11 protein-coding genes are annotated in these 15,925 nt (G+C 63.6%); 3 read left to right on the forward strand and 8 right to left on the reverse strand.

All coding sequences use genetic code 11. The annotated features are described in order from the left end of the window. Positions 1 to 205: 205 nt before the first annotated feature. The 3 genes from LRP30_RS26790 to LRP30_RS26800 all read right to left on the reverse strand — a co-directional run bounded on the left by LRP30_RS26790 (position 206) and on the right by LRP30_RS26800 (position 5,742). Positions 206 to 3,931 (reverse strand): tetratricopeptide repeat protein, encoded by a 3,726-nt coding sequence (locus LRP30_RS26790; RefSeq protein WP_249756691.1) that lies wholly within the window; start codon positions 3,929 to 3,931, stop codon positions 206 to 208. Positions 3,932 to 4,147: 216 nt separating this feature from the next. After that, on the reverse strand, positions 4,148 to 5,011 hold the full coding sequence (locus tag LRP30_RS26795; protein WP_164940575.1) for a tetratricopeptide repeat protein: 864 nt from the start codon (positions 5,009 to 5,011) through the stop codon (positions 4,148 to 4,150). A 107-nt stretch (positions 5,012 to 5,118) separates the two neighbouring features. Next, positions 5,119 to 5,742, reverse strand: coding sequence for a FecR family protein (locus LRP30_RS26800; RefSeq protein ID WP_346016238.1), 624 nt, complete (start codon positions 5,740 to 5,742; stop codon positions 5,119 to 5,121). A 407-nt stretch (positions 5,743 to 6,149) separates the two neighbouring features. Here LRP30_RS26800 and LRP30_RS26805 point away from each other — a divergent pair, with 407 nt between their 5' ends. After that, positions 6,150 to 10,283 (forward strand): VCBS domain-containing protein, encoded by a 4,134-nt coding sequence (locus LRP30_RS26805; protein ID WP_245473667.1) that lies wholly within the window; start codon positions 6,150 to 6,152, stop codon positions 10,281 to 10,283. A 22-nt stretch (positions 10,284 to 10,305) separates the two neighbouring features. Here LRP30_RS26805 and LRP30_RS26810 read toward each other — a convergent pair whose 3' ends face one another. The 5 genes from LRP30_RS26810 to fliL all read right to left on the reverse strand — a co-directional run bounded on the left by LRP30_RS26810 (position 10,306) and on the right by fliL (position 13,973). Further along, a complete protein-coding gene (locus LRP30_RS26810) occupies positions 10,306 to 10,503 on the reverse strand; it encodes a hypothetical protein (RefSeq protein WP_128957231.1) in 198 nt (65 codons plus the stop codon). Between the two features lie 534 nt (positions 10,504 to 11,037). Continuing rightward, positions 11,038 to 11,799, reverse strand: a complete 762-nt coding sequence (locus LRP30_RS26815; protein WP_128938742.1) for a flagellar protein FlbB — start codon at positions 11,797 to 11,799, stop codon at positions 11,038 to 11,040. 9 nt (positions 11,800 to 11,808) lie between these two features. Next, positions 11,809 to 12,255: a DUF6468 domain-containing protein gene (locus LRP30_RS26820; RefSeq protein ID WP_091898006.1), complete on the reverse strand. Its 447-nt coding sequence runs from the start codon at positions 12,253 to 12,255 to the stop codon at positions 11,809 to 11,811. Then, positions 12,252 to 13,454, reverse strand: a complete 1,203-nt coding sequence (gene fliM, locus LRP30_RS26825; RefSeq protein WP_091898008.1) for a flagellar motor switch protein FliM — start codon at positions 13,452 to 13,454, stop codon at positions 12,252 to 12,254. Before fliM ends, LRP30_RS26820 begins: the two co-directional genes overlap by 4 nt. Positions 13,455 to 13,472: 18 nt before the next feature. Further along, positions 13,473 to 13,973, reverse strand: coding sequence for a flagellar basal body-associated protein FliL (gene fliL, locus LRP30_RS26830; RefSeq protein ID WP_128943250.1), 501 nt, complete (start codon positions 13,971 to 13,973; stop codon positions 13,473 to 13,475). 377 nt (positions 13,974 to 14,350) lie between these two features. Between fliL and flgF the strand changes: the two genes are divergently transcribed. Further along, positions 14,351 to 15,112: a flagellar basal-body rod protein FlgF gene (gene flgF, locus LRP30_RS26835; RefSeq protein ID WP_128943251.1), complete on the forward strand. Its 762-nt coding sequence runs from the start codon at positions 14,351 to 14,353 to the stop codon at positions 15,110 to 15,112. Between the two features lie 16 nt (positions 15,113 to 15,128). Continuing rightward, positions 15,129 to 15,917 carry a flagellar basal-body rod protein FlgG gene (flgG, locus tag LRP30_RS26840; RefSeq protein ID WP_249756692.1) on the forward strand — a complete coding sequence of 263 codons (789 nt, stop codon included), beginning with the start codon at positions 15,129 to 15,131 and terminating at the stop codon, positions 15,915 to 15,917. Positions 15,918 to 15,925: the final 8 nt, after the last annotated feature.

The raw sequence follows: 15,925 nt of genomic DNA on the forward strand, positions 1-15,925 counted from the left end.
GATGCATCCGCAGTCATGCCCCGCGAAGGTGGCATCCTCTCCGCTCCCAGCGATAGCCTCCGGCCCCTCCCCGTCATTGCGAGGAGCTCTTGCGACGAAGCAATCCAGACTGCCGCCGCGGAAAGACTCTGGATTGCTTCGCTGCGCTCGCAATAACGGAGGATGCGGCGCCGTTCCGGGCCGCGCTTCGCGCGGCAGCAGAGCCCTATCGCGTCATCTTGATCTGTCGCACGACCGGAATCGTGGGCAGCGAGCCGGTGTGGTCGGACTCGTCGTTGGCCTGCGGCGCGCTTGGGGCGCGGGCGGTGGCGTCGGGGAAACGCTGCTTCATCTCGCGCAGGAAGCCGTCGAGCGTATCGACGCTGGCAGCCAGCTTGGCGATCTCGGCGAATTCGGCGCTGGAGGCCGCGGCCGGCTTGCTCGCGATGTCGAAGGCGAGACGGTCGGCGCTCTCGCTCATCAGCGGCGCGTATTTCTCGCGGAAGCGTGACAGGCCGATCGAATCGTCGGCGAGCGCGTAACCGACTGCGGCGCGGATGATGTCGCTCTTCTCGACCGCATTGAGCGGCTTGAAGTCGCGGAATCGCTCGCCGTAATAGAGCTCGATCTGCTCGGCGGATTCGCGCCAGCGCCGCGCCGCCCAGAAGATGTCGGAGCGCAGGCGGAGCACTTCGCGCACGGAGACGTTGGAAACGATGTCGAGCGCGAGATCGTGACGGCCGACGTCGCTCTGCGCCCGCCCTTCCAGGAGCAGGCGCTGCTGCCTGAGCTCCCCGGAGAGGTCGCTGATGCGGCTCGCGCGCAGCGCGGTGATCGCCATGTCGGGCTTGCGGTTGGCCAGATAGATCATGGCAAGGCGCGCGGCGACCTGGGCGCGGGCGGCGCCTTCGAGGCGGTGATCGACCTGGTATTGCAGGAGCTCGGCGGCCTGGTCGAGCAGATCGATCGAGGCGAGACGGTCGGCGAGACGGCGGATCAGCTCGTCGCCGCGGCGGCCGATCGGCGTGAGGTCGCGGAACTCGTAGAACATCCCGAGCGCCTCGACCGGCGGCAGCTCGTCACCCTTGGGCCCTAGGAAGATCTGCGTGAACAGGTCGGAGGCGAGATCCTGCGCCTGGCGCGAGGCTTCTGCGTTCGGCTGCAGCTTCGTCGCGGTGCGCGCCGCCGTGAGCGCGTCCCGGTAGCGCCCGTTCTCGGCATAGAGCTGCGACAGCATCTGGAGCGTCTTGACCTCGATCGCATCGCCGCGCCAGGTCATCGACAGCGTCTCGAGCTCGCGCAGCGCTTCTTCCTTGCCGATCTCGTCGCGCTTCTGACGCAGCGCGACCTCGAGCTGCTTGGCCTCGGCCGCAGCCGGCCGGTCGCTTGAGGCGACCGCGAATTTGTAGTCGTCGAGCGCATCCTTGTCGTGGCCGAGCGCCTCGGCGAGCCGGCCGCGCAGCACGGCGAAGCCGGGCGCAGCCTCGGGCGAGACCCCGACTACCTCGAGCTCGCTGCGGCGCTTGGAGGCGCCGGCATAGTCCTTCACCTCGAGGGAGGCGCGCATCGCATCCATCGTCACGATGCGCTGGATGTCGAGCGGCAGCGAGGCGATGGCGAATTCGACGTTCTTGAATTTCTCGCGCGCGTCCGCCCATTTACCCTGGCGCGCATAGGCGAGCGCCTTCCAGAGCTGGGAATCGTGGCTGTTGCCGATCACGGGATTGGCGAGATCCTTCAGGCCCTGCGCCGGCCGGCCGATCAGGATGTTCGCGATCGCATGCATGATCAGCGCGCCGCTCTCCTCCTTGTTGAGGGGATCGCTCAGCATCACGTCCGTCACGGCCTTGGCCTCGTGATACATGGCGCGCGACATGTAGAACTGCGCGAGGTCGAGCCGCGGCAGCGAACGCAGCGCGGGATCGACCGCCGAGATCGCCGTCATCAGATCGCTCTGGCGCGTCCAGAAATTCTCCGACTGGCCCTTGCGCCAGCCTTCGGGGCTGAAGACCGGGCGCACCGCGGTCGGGGCGCGCTCGGCCGAGATGTCGACCGGCGACAGCGTCAGCCCGCCCTTCTTGCCGAGAATGACCTTGTCGGCGCCGACTTCGACGCCGACCTCGTCGGAGTTCGGCCGGATCGCGATGCCGTGCGCGGATTCCAGCAACGAGAGATCGACGAGGTCCTGCCGCTTGATGAAGCCGCGCACCGGCCGCTGCGCGGTGACGACATAAAGCGTGTCGCCGGCATCGGGATCGGTGAGCTTGTGCAGAACGCCCGGATTGGCGAAGGGGATCGCAATGTTGGCGAGCGCAGGATCGGTGATGTTGCGCGACATCATCAGCGGCAGCGGCGTCGCCTGGATCTTGTCGGCGAGCGTCAGCAGCCAGTTGGTCTCCTTGCCGACCTCCTCGCTCGTCAGCGAGTAGACCAGCGGACGGGTGAGGCGGATGCGAACCGCCTGTCCCTTGTCGAGCGGCACGCGACCGACCTCGCCGATCATCGCGCCGCCCTTGGCGCGGATCGCCTCGACATCGATCGGCCTCAGTGTATCGAACACCAGCCAGACCGTGTCGCCGCGGCGGAACGCCGCCGCAGGCGTTGCGACCTGAAGCGGGAACGTCACGCGCAGGCCGTCGCTGTCACGGCGCGCATCGACGCTGGCAACACCGGACTGCACCGCCGCCGGCGCCGACGCAGGAGCAGTCTTGGGAACTTCCTTGGCAGCTTCCTTGACTGGCTCTTTCGCAGCTTCCTTCACGGCCTCTTGCGGTGCTTCAGGGGCGGCTTCGGCAACGGGCGGCGCCGGCTTGGAGGCTTCCATGGGTGCTGCTGGAGCGTGCGCAGCCTCAGTCGCCGGCGCCGGCTTCGGCACTTCGATGGCCGGCATCGCGGCGGGCGCTTCCGGCTTCACCTCGGGCTTCACCTCTATCCTGGCTTCGCGCGCGATTGTCTCGGACGTCGGTGCCGCGATCTCGCGATGAGCGTCCTTCGGCTTCTCGGCCGCCGGCTTTTCAGGCGCAGGCCCAGGTCCGTGACCCGCGGGCTTGAGCTGCGCGATCGCCGCCTCGGGCGTCGCCGCCGCCCTGCCCCTGTCCGGCTGGAAGGCGATGTCGACGACGTAGTTCTTCTCGTCGCGGAACGAATGCACGTCGGAATCGCCGATCAGCGCGATCTCGACACTGGTCTGGTCGATGTCGGCCTTCTGCTTGATCGAGGCGACGTTCGGCGGCGCGGCGACGACCGCGTCCGCCAGATCGAAATTGAGGTTGGCGTTGAACGCGAGCGTGAGCTTCTGCTCATTGAGCACGGAGGACACGCCGACGCCGTCGGGCATCTCGAACACGAAGCGGACGAAGGTCGGCTGCACCGAGGCGCGGACGCGGATCTGCGGACGCTTCTTGGCCTCGGCGGCGGCGCGCTGCGCACGCAGCGCACGCTCGGCGACGCGGGCGCGCTCGGCCAGTTCCTTGACCACTTCCATCGGCAGGCTCGGCGGCGGCCCCTTCCACCCCTCGGGCAAGAGGTCGATGAAGGTGCGCTCGCCGGCATTCATGGTGTTGACGGTGACCCGGCGCGCCAGCGATAGGCGGATGGCGCCGCCATCGGGATCGCGCCGTGCGGAATTGACATAGTCGGGCGCGCCTTCCGGAACGCGATCGACGGGTACGTCGACGGGCCGATCGAAACGGATCACGAGAATGGAGCCGGCCGTGGTCACCTCGGAGGGAACGTCCTCGCCGAGCTTGATCACGAGACGGGCAAAACCGCCGCCCGCGGAAAAGCTCGCCTCGCCCCTGACGGGATCGGCCGCCCGGGCAGGCGCCGCGAAGCCGATCAGCAGGCAAGCCGCGAGCACAGGCACCTTGCGGACATGACGCGACAATTGCCGCGCCAGGGCGCGGGCTCGCGTCAACAATCCAGCGGCAGCCTCTCGCGCCAATGGCGGCATTTCTTCCGGTCCGACAATCCATGCCGGCAATGGCGCCGGCCGGTGCCGTCGACTGTAGGTCTCGCCAATTAAGGACTTGTTAATGCTATATCTTGATTTGCTCTGGGGGCAGCACGCGGTGCCGGATCGAGCGTGGGCAGGTCCGCCAGCTTTGGATTTGAGAGGCAGGCGGTTAAGGAGTTGTTAACACCTGCACAACAGCGCTGCCGCGATCGGTCAATCGTTCGACGGCACTCCATAGCGGGCAAAGTTCTCGCGGATTGCAGCGTCGATCCGTCTTGCCGCCGAAATATCGCTATCGCCGCCGGCTCTGTCGCCGAGCTTGAGCCTGGCGACCCCGCGGCCGTAGAGCGCGCTCGCAAGCTTGGGCGCGAACCGCAGCGCTGAGTTGTAGTCATCGATAGCCGCGGAGAGTTGCCCCATTTTCAGATTTATCAGAGCTCGCGAATCGTATGTTGCGGCGTTGTTTGCTTCCGATCGAAGCGCCCTGTCGCAGTCGTCCAGCGCAGCCTGCAAGGCGCCGAGGACGGCTCGAGCCCAACAGCGTCCGCTCCACACCGCCTCCAGATTCGGATCAAGGCGAATTGCCTCGTCATAGTCCTGCGCTGCACGCTCGTACGCATTCCTCTTCAGGTAGGCTGCCGCACGGTTGGCAAAAGCAGCCCCATAGTTTGGGTTCAGCTTGAGCGCCTCCTCAAAAGCGCCCAGGGCCAGGTCGTGCGCGCCCTTCCTCAGATAGGCCACGCCGAGGTTGTTGAAGGCTTTGGCATAATTTGGATTAAGCCTGGTCGCTTCGACGAAGTCCTTGATCGCGCGTTCGTAGTCGGTTTTGGCGCTATAGGCATTGCCCCTGTTGTTGTGGGCGACAGCGAAGCCGTTCGCAGTCCCCTCGCCCGCATCGATAAACGCCGTGCAGCCATCGATCCGAGCTTCGGGCGACACGCGATCTGAGCCGTTACACAGTTCAACATTCTTGAGGGAGCTGCCCTTCTCCGGCTTCTGCGCCAAGGCCGACGAGCCGGACAGCACGATGATGAGAATGAGCATCACGGCCTTGATGACACTGGCTGTTGCGATCATTTTCACAGCAGGCGTCCAACTCCGAGAACGAACGAAGCGCTAATCCCAGTCTTCTCTGCCCGGCTGCGTTGCGGCGGCATCACGGCGGCTTAGGCCAAGCAAAGTTCTCAGCATCCCCGACAGATGTTGAGCCTGCGGTTGCTGCTTCGATCGGGCCCTGGCGCCGCGGACGCCGGCGGCTTCTTCAGGAGCTTACTTTCGCCCTCTTCGATCAGGGTCGAAAACTTGACCGACCCATCATCCGAAATCTCGATATGCGGCGTCGTGCCTCGAATCCCTAGCGTGGCGACGGGAGTCTCGACCTTCATGTCGCCGGTCTTTGCGACGCTGCCAGCAACGAAAGTGAACGTTCCCTTGGCGAGATTGAACAGGGTCGCATTGGACTTGCCGTCCGGTTCATACACGTAATGATCCAACACCATACGGGCGTTGCTCGATAGATTGAACGAGGTGCCATCGGTAAAGTTGATGCCGACTCGGCCGTCGGCCCCGGTCCGCACCACGTCACCGAGATACACGGGATCACCCGTGTTGGCCCGACCGGGCTCACCCGAGACATTCGCCTGAACGATCACTGCGCCCGCATGTTCGATCGTGACCGAGCCTGTGGCCGCCACCACCTTGCCAATGGGTTTGGATGACGAGTCAGCGACGGCGGGCTTAGCGGAATCGATTTGCGCTCGAGCGGCACTCGGCAAGAAACTGGCAAGCGCCAAAACGAAGCTGGTCACCAATGCGGCTGTCGTAGGTCTGCACATGATCCCCCCTTTCTGAGAAGGATCTGTCGCTATCGTTGGCCCATTTTTGAACCGCGAAGCGCAGCTGCAATAAAATATAATTGTTGTTTAATCTTCTCGACCGGCCTAATTTATCCTCAACGTTAAGTAAACGCCACATATTAAATACGTCTCGTTTGTCAATTTAATCACATTGGCGGGAGGGGGCACGGCGGGAATGGCGGTACGCGTCGCTGTACCCCGCGCAATGCGTCTCTCTCTCTAAAGCAGACTTGATTATTTCGGCGGGCAAGCCTTCGGGCTGCCAGCGCCCAGGATATTTTGTCCATTGGCGAGGGCGCCCCGAGCAAGTCCCTGGCAGCACGCCGAGCCTGAATCGATCACCCAGGCGAGGTCGAACCATGTCAGTTGCGTCCGACATCCAGGTTGGTAACGGGGCCGCCACGTCCCTGCCCGTCCAGATCATCGGCCACATTCATACGGTGATCGGTTGCGGTACGCTCACGCGAGCGAGCGGCGTCGCCACACAGGCCGTAGCTGGTGCGCCTGTTTACAGGGCCGACGTGATCGAAACCGATGCCGACGGACAGATCACACTTCGCTTCATCGACGGTACTCTTTTCAACATCTCCTGCGGCACTCACGTCGCGCTGAGCGACTTCGTCTTCGAAATCGAAGGCATGTCACATGCAGCGTTGTTCGACGTGACCCGAGGGAGCTTCAGTTTCGTACTGGGCCGGCTGGCAGAAGCCGGGTCTCTCCGGCTGAATACGCCGATTGCAGGCATTCGCACCCGAGGCCATGCGGGCGGTTTCGGGATGCTGACGCTTGCAGCACTGACTTTCTCGGCCGCGCAAAATGCCGAGGCCGCGGATCCGGATGTCACAGTCCTGGATGACGACTCCATCACCTACAAGGATCTTGCGCACGGCGCATTTGAGCTCGTGACCAAGGAACCGATCCCACGACACATCATCGTCGAAGATCCTGGTGAGACGATCATCCTCAAAAAAGTGGGATCCAGCATCAGTGTCAACCAGGTCACGAACACTGCCGCTCGGATGGACGAGTTGCGTGCCGAGCAACAGGACGTGCTCGCCAATCTAGCACAAGGGCAAGGGCCGCATGGCTCGAGCACGCCTCCCTTCGTCAAATCCCAGCTGCTGCAGCCGATCAACTTCGTTCCGCCTGACGCGCCGGAGCTGCAGACGTTGCCGACTGTGTTGCCATTCGCCATTATCGAGCCTCTGGGACGTCTACCGCCGACGCTCAGCACCGGAGCCGGGCCCGCTGAACTCGACACGGTGGTGTTTGACACATTCACTGCGACGACAGGGACTTTCAGTGCCAGTAGCACCAACGGCAGCGGCCAGCTGATCTTCGGCGTCATCGGGGCGAGCGCCGGCAATACGGTCCTGAATGGAGTGACGTACGATCTGTCGAAGACAAGCCCCTACGGGACACTCTATGTCAACAGCACGAGCGGCGCCTATACGTTCGTGCCTGATGACGCCGCAATCAACGCGCTGAAGGCGCCCACGACCGACGGTTTTGTTATCACGGTCTCCGATGGAGATACCACCGTCAATCAGACCTTCACGATCACCATCAACGGTGTCAACGACGCCGCAATCATCTCCGGCACCACGACTGGATCGACGATCGAGGCTGGCGGCATCGCCAACGAAACGCCAGGCGCGCCAATTGCGACCGGCACCCTCACCGACACCGACGTCGACGATCCGCCTAATACGTTCACGACGGTGAGCTCGCCAACAACGAGCGCCGGTGGCTATGGCACCTTCACGATGACGGCGGCCGGCGTGTGGACCTACACCTTGGACAACGGCAACGCCGCTGTGCAGGCGCTCAATGCCGGCGACACACTCATCGACAGCTTTACGGTGACCACGATCGGAGGCACCGCCCAGGTGGTGACGATCACCATCCACGGAGCGAGTGACGCGGCGGTCATCTCCGGCGCGACGACCGGCACAGTGATCGAGGCTGGCGGCATCGCCAATGCAAACCCCGGCACGCCCACCGCGACCGGCACGCTCACCGACACCGATGTCGACACGACCGCAAATGCTTTCACGGCGGTCGGCTCGCCAACGGCAAGCGCCGCCGGCTACGGCACCTTCACCATGACGGCAGCGGGCGTGTGGACCTACACCCTCGACAACGCCAACGCTGCAGTGCAGGCGCTCAGTGCCGACCAGACACTGACCGACACGTTCACAGTGACCACGCTCGACGGAACCGCCCAAGTGGTGACGGTCACCATCCATGGCAGCAACGATGCTGCCGTCATTTCCGGCACCACGGCCGGCTCGGTGACCGAGGCCGGAGGCGTTGCCAACGCGACACCAGGGGCGCCGAGCGCAACGGGCACGCTGGTTGCTGCCGACGTCGACAATGCGTCCAATACCTTCACAACCGTGAGTTCGCCCAAGGCAAGCACGAGTGGCTATGGCACTTTTACAATAACCGCCGCCGGCGTGTGGACCTACACGCTCGACAACGCCAACGGCGCGGTGCAGGCGCTCAATGTCGGCGGCACGCTCACTGACAGTTTCACTGTCACAACCCTCGACGGCACGCCGCAGGTGGTGACGATCATCATCAATGGCACCAACGACGCGGCCATCATTTCGGGCACGACAACCGGCTCAGTGATCGAGGCAGGAACTTTCTCGCCCGGCGCTCCCGTCGCGACCGGCACGCTCACCGATACAGACGTCGACAACGCGCCGAACACCTTCACCGCTGTCTCTTCGCCTACTGCGAGCGACGACGGATATGGCACCTTCACCATGACGGCGGCCGGCGTATGGACTTACACACTCGACAACAACAATAGCGTGGTTCAGGCGCTCGATGTCGGCGACACGTTGACCGACACTTTCACGGTAACTGCCATCGATGGCACGACCCAGGCGGTGACCATCGCCATCCATGGCGCCAGTGACGCAGACCCCAACGATTTTGATAACCTGGCGACCGGATCCGTCGTGATCTCCGATCCCCCCAACGTGTATGGAACGCCGGGGAGCGAAACCATCGCGGGCGGCGGCGACACAGGTCAGATCATCTACGCGGGGGCCGGCAGCGATACCGTCAATGGCACCGGCAAAGCGGACGTTCTCTACGGAGGCTCCGGCAATGACACGATCAAAGGCAACGATGGGGATGACGTCATCTACGGGGGCTCGGGCAACGATACGATCAACGGCAACAATGGCAGCGACACCATAATCGGTGGATTTGGTGCGGACCAACTCACCGGCAGCAATGGGAACGACCGTTTCGCTTATTTGTTCGTAGCCGATTCCAACGCAAGCCAGTTCGACACCATCACCGACTTCGCCTCGGGGGCCGATAAGATCGACTTGACCGCTCTTGGCGCGCTTGGGTTCGTCATCTTGGCTTTGAGCTCAACCAGCACGGCCGTGCCGGCACATACCATCGCCTGGCTCTATGACAGCGCGGCGAATGAAACCATCGTGTACGTCAATCCAACGGACCAGACCTTGCACATCGGCGATTCCGGTCTGCTCGAAGTCCATTTGCAGGGAATTGCAACCATCGACGCGTCGGACTTCATCCTGGCGCCGGCTGCGGCACCTGTGATGGCGGCCGCCAGCGAACTGCTCGACCTCACCGCAACCGCGCAGAGTGACGCGACTGCCGTGACGACGACCACCTCCGAGGTCTCCTCCGATTCCGGGAGCGGCGACGGCACGATCTCCGCCGATGGGAGTTCCACAATCCAGTCAAGCGAGGCGACCTACAGCCTGAATTGGAGCTGGGACCAGACCGAAGGGACCGAATATTCCAGCCTCTCCAGTTCAGACGACGTGCAAATGTACGCGACCGAAACTGCGGTAGCTCCCTCAGCCAGCGGACCGTCTACGATCTTGCAGCACATGGCCGCACCGACGGAGGTCAGTTTTGTCTTCAGCCACTTGGCGGCGCCCGACACGACGGCTGGCAAAGATGGCGCGATTTCCGGAAGCGGTCAGATGCCTGACATCGCCATCGCCGCGCTGAATTTTGCCCACAACGCCGCCGAACTGCACGCCGGGCACGGGCTTGCGCTGGGGAGCGAGGCTGGCAATCACGGCGTCTCGCCCCCGGGAAACGCCGCCCAGGCGCCTGGTCATCCCAGCGATGACACGGCAAAGACGACGCTCAACCCCGGCCTACTGAAGTCATCGACGGCTGGCGCCAACCATTCGCCCTCAAGCGAGGCGGCCGAGCAGCACGACCCGCCCCATGGAGCGTCCGGGCTAAAGCCCGCCAATCCGCAGCAGCTCGGCGACTCGTTCCAGTTCAAGGATGACGCTTCGCAGCGTTCACAGCACAGCGCGGGGCTGGATCATCTCTCAGACCTCGCCGGTCATCACGACCACGCTGGGACATTCCACGGGTCCGAGCTGGCGTCCGTGCATGAAACATCCCCACCTGATGTTGATCCAGCTTACGGAGCAGGTACAGTTCAGGGCCATGTGTTGCACGATCTGGTCGTGTGACGCCCGCAAGCCGATGGCGTCTTCAGTGTCGATTGCCGGCGCCATCCGGCGCGGAGGAGCTCTCTTGACCGAGAGAAGATTCATCATCGTTGCCGTCGTCGCCCTCGGGCGGCGCTGCATGCTGATGGCTTAGCGCGGATGTCCAGGCGAACGTCATCGCCGCTAGGAGGAGCCTGTTGACGGCCTCGATTACGCGTTCTGCTGCGGACGAGTAGTTCATGGCCTCCTCCTCCTGCGCTGCTGATTGCGAATGGCCGAAGCCTACGACGGCGCCTTGGGCGTCACTGTCCGCCACTTCACACCTGCGCGCGTCAACTCACCGCAGCCTCAGAAGATGCCACCTGCCGCAGCTGCATCCGCAACGGGAGCTGGATGTGCTGCCTTGACGAGTTGCTGAGCACGCGCACTCACAACCTTCGAGGCGTTGCGCTTCGCACGCGACTCTGAATCAGATGTGATCTCGGCGATACGAATCGATTGGTTAGCTTTGGGGGTAATCAATGAGCGGAGAAGCCGGTTGCATTGTGTGTAGCAGGGCAAGAGCGGTCGTAGCGATCGTTCCGATCGCCAGAGGATATGCCCTGAAAGTATATGAATGCTCCTGTTGCCATAGCACGCTGCAGCTCGTGACTCGGGTCACAAAGGCCGCGCTGATCAAGCAGCAGCTCAAAACTCTTCCTCGCGTTGAGAAGCCGTTGCGCCCGCCTGTTCGCAGGGCGCAACAGGCGTTTGCGAACTAGACACGCAAGGCGTCTCAATTCGGCTTTTGCGTCGGCTTGCCGTCGATCTTGGGCAGATCGCCGGCCAAGGCGGACTGATCCCCGCCGCCATTAGCCCGGCGGGCCATTTCGACCGTGAGCCGCTCGGCGGCCTCGGGCGACATTAGCCCGAGGATGTCCGACATCTTCCGCGGCGCGATGGCCGAGGCGATCTCGATCAGCACGCCCATCTCGAGCCGGTCGAACACCCGTGCGGCATCCTTCGGCTTCATGCCTTCATACATGGTGACGAGGCCTTTCATGCGCTGGGCTTCGGCCGCCTTCTGCTCGGCCTGGGTCGCGGAGATGCGGGTTTCCACCGCCTTCATCTCCTCGACCTTGTTCTCGATGCGCTTCTCGGCCGATTTGAGCAGGCTCTCGCGGATGTCGATCTCGCGCTGGCGGGCCTCGATCTCCTGGCGGCGTGCCTGCAACCGCTCGAGGATCGCGCGCTCGGAGGCCGAGACCTGCGGCTGGGCCTCGTCCATCTTGACCACGGTGCCTTCGGGCTTGGTCTCGGGAGCAGCCGGTTTCGGCGCCTCCTTCGGCGCGCCATGGGTCGATCCGGTGATATCAGGGTCCTCGCGACCGGTCGGGAAGTTCAGATTCTCCTGCGCCCAGGATTTCTTGGCCTGGTTCGGCTTGTAGTCGAACACATAGCCGCCATTGATCACGAGACCCGCGACCTTCAGCGTCGCGAGACCTGCGACGGCGACTAGGACGACCGGGATGACGCGGATGTTACGAAAGGACTTCATACCCTGACTTTATGCGGCAAGGCCGTTGGATCGTCGGCGCTCGGAGAAAGCTTCGGCCGCCGCCGCCACCGCCTTCGCCGACGAAGGCTTGGCCGCGGGCGCGGCAACCATTTCCGGATTGGTCACGGGGCGCGCGGCGATCGCGATCTTGGACAGGCGCCGCACCACGTTGTCGGCTTCGCCGAGCTGCTTGTAGAGCTGGTCGGACATCTGGGTTGCCGCCGCAAGCTGGCTGCCGAGGTTCTCGTTGACGTCGCGCACGGCGAGCTTCAGCCCGCCTATCGCGCGCTCGGCGATCTCGGTCGCGGTGATCAGCTCGCCGATCACCGCCTTCAGCGAATGCTCGTCCGCCTTCAGCCGCGTCAGGCGCTTGTTGAGCATGACGCAATAGACGATCGTCAGCATCAGCAGGATAGCCACCAACGACTCGATCGCCATTCCCAGGGAGTGGTTCATGGGGCCTCCATCATCTTGTTCTGCTCGTCCACCTTCTCGAACATCGCAAGTGTCGTACTTGGCTTGCGCAGGGGTTTCGTCACGCGGATCGCGACGCGGTCGCCGACCCGGCCCATCCGCCCTTCGGTCAGCGTGACGCTGCCGCAGCGCACCGACACGTTGGCATCCGCGCGCATCTCGAGCGGCAGCGTGTCGCCGACCTTGAGCCGCATCAGCTGCTTGAGTGGAATGTCGGCCTCGTAGAGCACGGCATCGACGGCGATCTCGGCCTGCACGATCTCGGTGGCGAAATGCCCCTCCCAGACCGGGTCGCGGCCGAACTTTTCGCCCATGAACATCTGGAGCAGGACGCCCCGGATCGGTTCGATGGTCGCATAAGGCAGCAGCAGCTCGATGTTGCCGCCGCGGTCTTCCATGTCGATGCGCAGGCGCACCAGGATCGCGGCGTTGGCGGGCCGGCTGATCGCGGCGAAACGCGGATTGGTCTCGAGCCGATCGATCGTGAAGGTCACCGGGGATAGCGGCCGGAACGCCTGCTCGGCGTCGGCCAGCACCACCTCGACCAGCCGCTTGACCAGCTCGGTCTCGATCGTGGTGTATGGCCGCCCCTCGATGCGGAGCTGGCTCGTCCCGCGGCGACCGCCGAGCAGCACGTCGATCATCGAGTAGATCAGGTTGGAATCGACCGTCGCCATGCCGAAGTTTTCCCACTCCTCGGCCTTGAACACCGAGAGCACGGCCGGCAGCGGGATCGAGTTCATGTAGTCGCCGAAGCGCACCGAGGTGATGCGGTCGAGCGAGACTTCGACGTTGTCGGAGGTGAAATTGCGCAAGCTCGTCGTCAACAGCCGCACCAGGCGGTCGAAGACGATTTCGAGCATCGGCAGACGCTCGTAGGAGACCATCGCCGAATCGATGATCGCGCGAATGCCGGAATGGTCGTCGAGCGTGACATCGCCGACGGTGAAGCCGAGGAGATTGTCGATCTCCTCCTGCGACAGCACCCGTTCGCCGGAGTTCTTGCCGGTGCCGAGATCGCGGCTGCCGTCCTCGACCATGGCGGCCCATTGCAGGGCCATGGTCTCGGATAATTCGTTCTCGGCGGCAGCCTTCGCGGCCTCCGCAGGATCCTCGGAATCGAGCGAAGCCTCCCATTGGGCGGCAATCGCATCCTGGTCCATCTGCTCGTTGCCGGCCATGGTGCTAGCTCACTACCCTCACTGCACCACGACTTCCTTGAACAGCACCGCGCTGACCTGGATCGGGGCGACCGCCGCGTTGACGCGCTTGGTCAGCTCCTCCTTGAGGCGGAAGATGCCGGCGGAACCGTTGAGGTCGGAGGGGCGCAGTTCGCGCACATAGGTCTGGAAGAGGTCGGTGACGCGCGGCATCGTCGGCTTGATCGCCTCGATCTGCTTCTCTTCCTTCAGCTCCAGCACGATCTTCAGCCGCAGATATTGCACCCGCTCGCCGGGCGCGCCGGCGAGGTTGACCATCATGTCGGGGACGTCGACGAAAGCCGGCGGCTTTGGCGGCGGCGCCGCCTCGGCATGGTGCTCGTCATCGCCGTGACGGAAGAAGAAGAACCAGGTCGCAGCACCGCCGCCGAGGACGGCGAGCAGGCCGACGGCCATGATGATGAGCTTGAGCTTGTTCTTCGGCGGAGCGGCTTCCGCGCCCTCGGCGGCTGCACCGCCTTCCGCTTCGTTCTCTGCCATAGTCGCCGCGCCCGGATCTCTCAAAGGGGTCGATAGAGCGAAGCCTCAGACAGTGACGCGATACAAATGCCCCCGGCGCAATGCGCTCCTCTTCATGGCAAACGCTACGGTAATAATGGTTAACGGAATCTTTCGATTGGGCCTCCGCTAGGAAAAATCTGCCGGGCAAACATGGCTAACAGAACCTTTCTGCCGCCCTCCCGCGCCCCGAGAATTCATCAACAATTTGAAATTACACACTTTTTCGAGTTGGCACGGCTTTCGCTGAGAAAGAGCCGAGACCTGACGGTTTGGGAGAACCAGACGGTCTCGTTCACGGGGTCCGCCAAGGCGCTTGGGAGAGCGAGGTGGCAGATCTCACTCAGGGGAGATTTCCGATGCAGAACGCGCTTCTGATCGGCTTGTCACGGCAGATGACGTTGGAACGGCAGATGGATGTCATCGCCAACAACGTCGCCAATGCCAATACCAACGGCTTCAAGGCCGACCATTCGCTGTTCGAGGAGTTCCTCAACTCGAACGCGCGTGAGGACAATTTCATCGGCTCCGACCGCCGGGTCTCCTATGTGCAGGACCGCGGCACCTTCCGCGACGTCGGCCAGGGGCCGATGGAGCCGACCAACAACCCACTCGACATGGCGATCGACGGTAACGCCTATTTCGCGGTGCAGGCCAATGGCGGCGAGCGTTACACCCGCGACGGCAAATTCTCGCTCAACAGCACCGGCCAGCTCGTCACCTCCGACGGCAACCTCGTGCTCGGCACCGCCGGCCCGATCACCTTCCAGCCGACCGACCACGACATCAACGTCGCACCCGACGGCACCATCACGGTGCTCGAGGGCACGGCGAAGACCGACTCGATCCGCGGCAAGATCCGCATGGCCACGTTCGACGATCCGACCAAGCTGACCAAGCTCGGCGCCAACCTCTATGACGTAGGCTCCGCCGTCCCGCAGGCCGACACCAAGTCCAGCGTGCGCCAGGGCTACGTCGAGAAGTCGAACGTCAACGCCGTTGGCGAGATGAGCCGCATGGTGGAAGTCATGCGCAGCTACACCGCCATCGCCAATCTGCTCCAGCAGCAGAGCGACCTCCACAAATCGGCGATCGAGAAGCTCGCCGACGTTCCGGCCTGATTGAGGGAGAACTGACATGCAGGCGCTTCACACCGCAGCGACCGGAATGGCGGCACAGGAACTCAACGTTCAGGTGATCTCCAACAACATTGCCAACCTGCGCACCACTGGCTTCAAGAAGCAAACCGCGGCGTTCCAGGATCTGATCTACGAGCACGTCCGCCGCGTCGGCGCGCAGTCGTCCGACCAGGGCACCATCCTGCCGGTGGGCGTCGACATCGGCGGCGGCGTCAAGACCGTCGGCACGCCGCGCAGCATGACGCAGGGCACGCTGTCGCAGACCGGCAACGATCTCGACCTCGCGGTCTCAGGCGAAGGCTTCTTCAAGATCCTGATGCCCGACGGCACCTACCAGTACACCCGCGACGGCACCTTCCAGATGGACAATCAGGGCCGCATCGTCACCGCGCAAGGCAACCCGGTGCAGCCGACGATCACGATCCCGAACAACGCCTCGGGCCTGACCGTCAACGTCCAGGGCCAGGTCTCGGTGACGCTGCCGCGCTCGTCGACCTCGACCATCCTCGGCCAGATCGGCCTGACCCGCTTCATCAACAAGGCGGGCCTCCAGCCCGTCGGCAGCAATCAGTTCACCGAGACGCCTTCCTCCGGCCCGCCCCAGGACGGCACCGCGACGGCCGAAGGTTACGGCAACATCACGCAAGGAAGCCTCGAGCAGGCCAATGTCGACGTCGTCTCGGAGATGAGCGACCTGATCGCGGCCCAGCGCGCCTACGAGATGAACGCCAAGGTGATCAGCGCCGCCGACCAGATGATGCAATCGACCACGGCGCTGTTCCGCTGAGGTGATGA

It is taken from the genome of Bradyrhizobium sp. C-145 (assembly GCF_023375135.1).
GTDB classification, from domain to species: domain Bacteria; phylum Pseudomonadota; class Alphaproteobacteria; order Rhizobiales; family Xanthobacteraceae; genus Bradyrhizobium; species Bradyrhizobium zhanjiangense.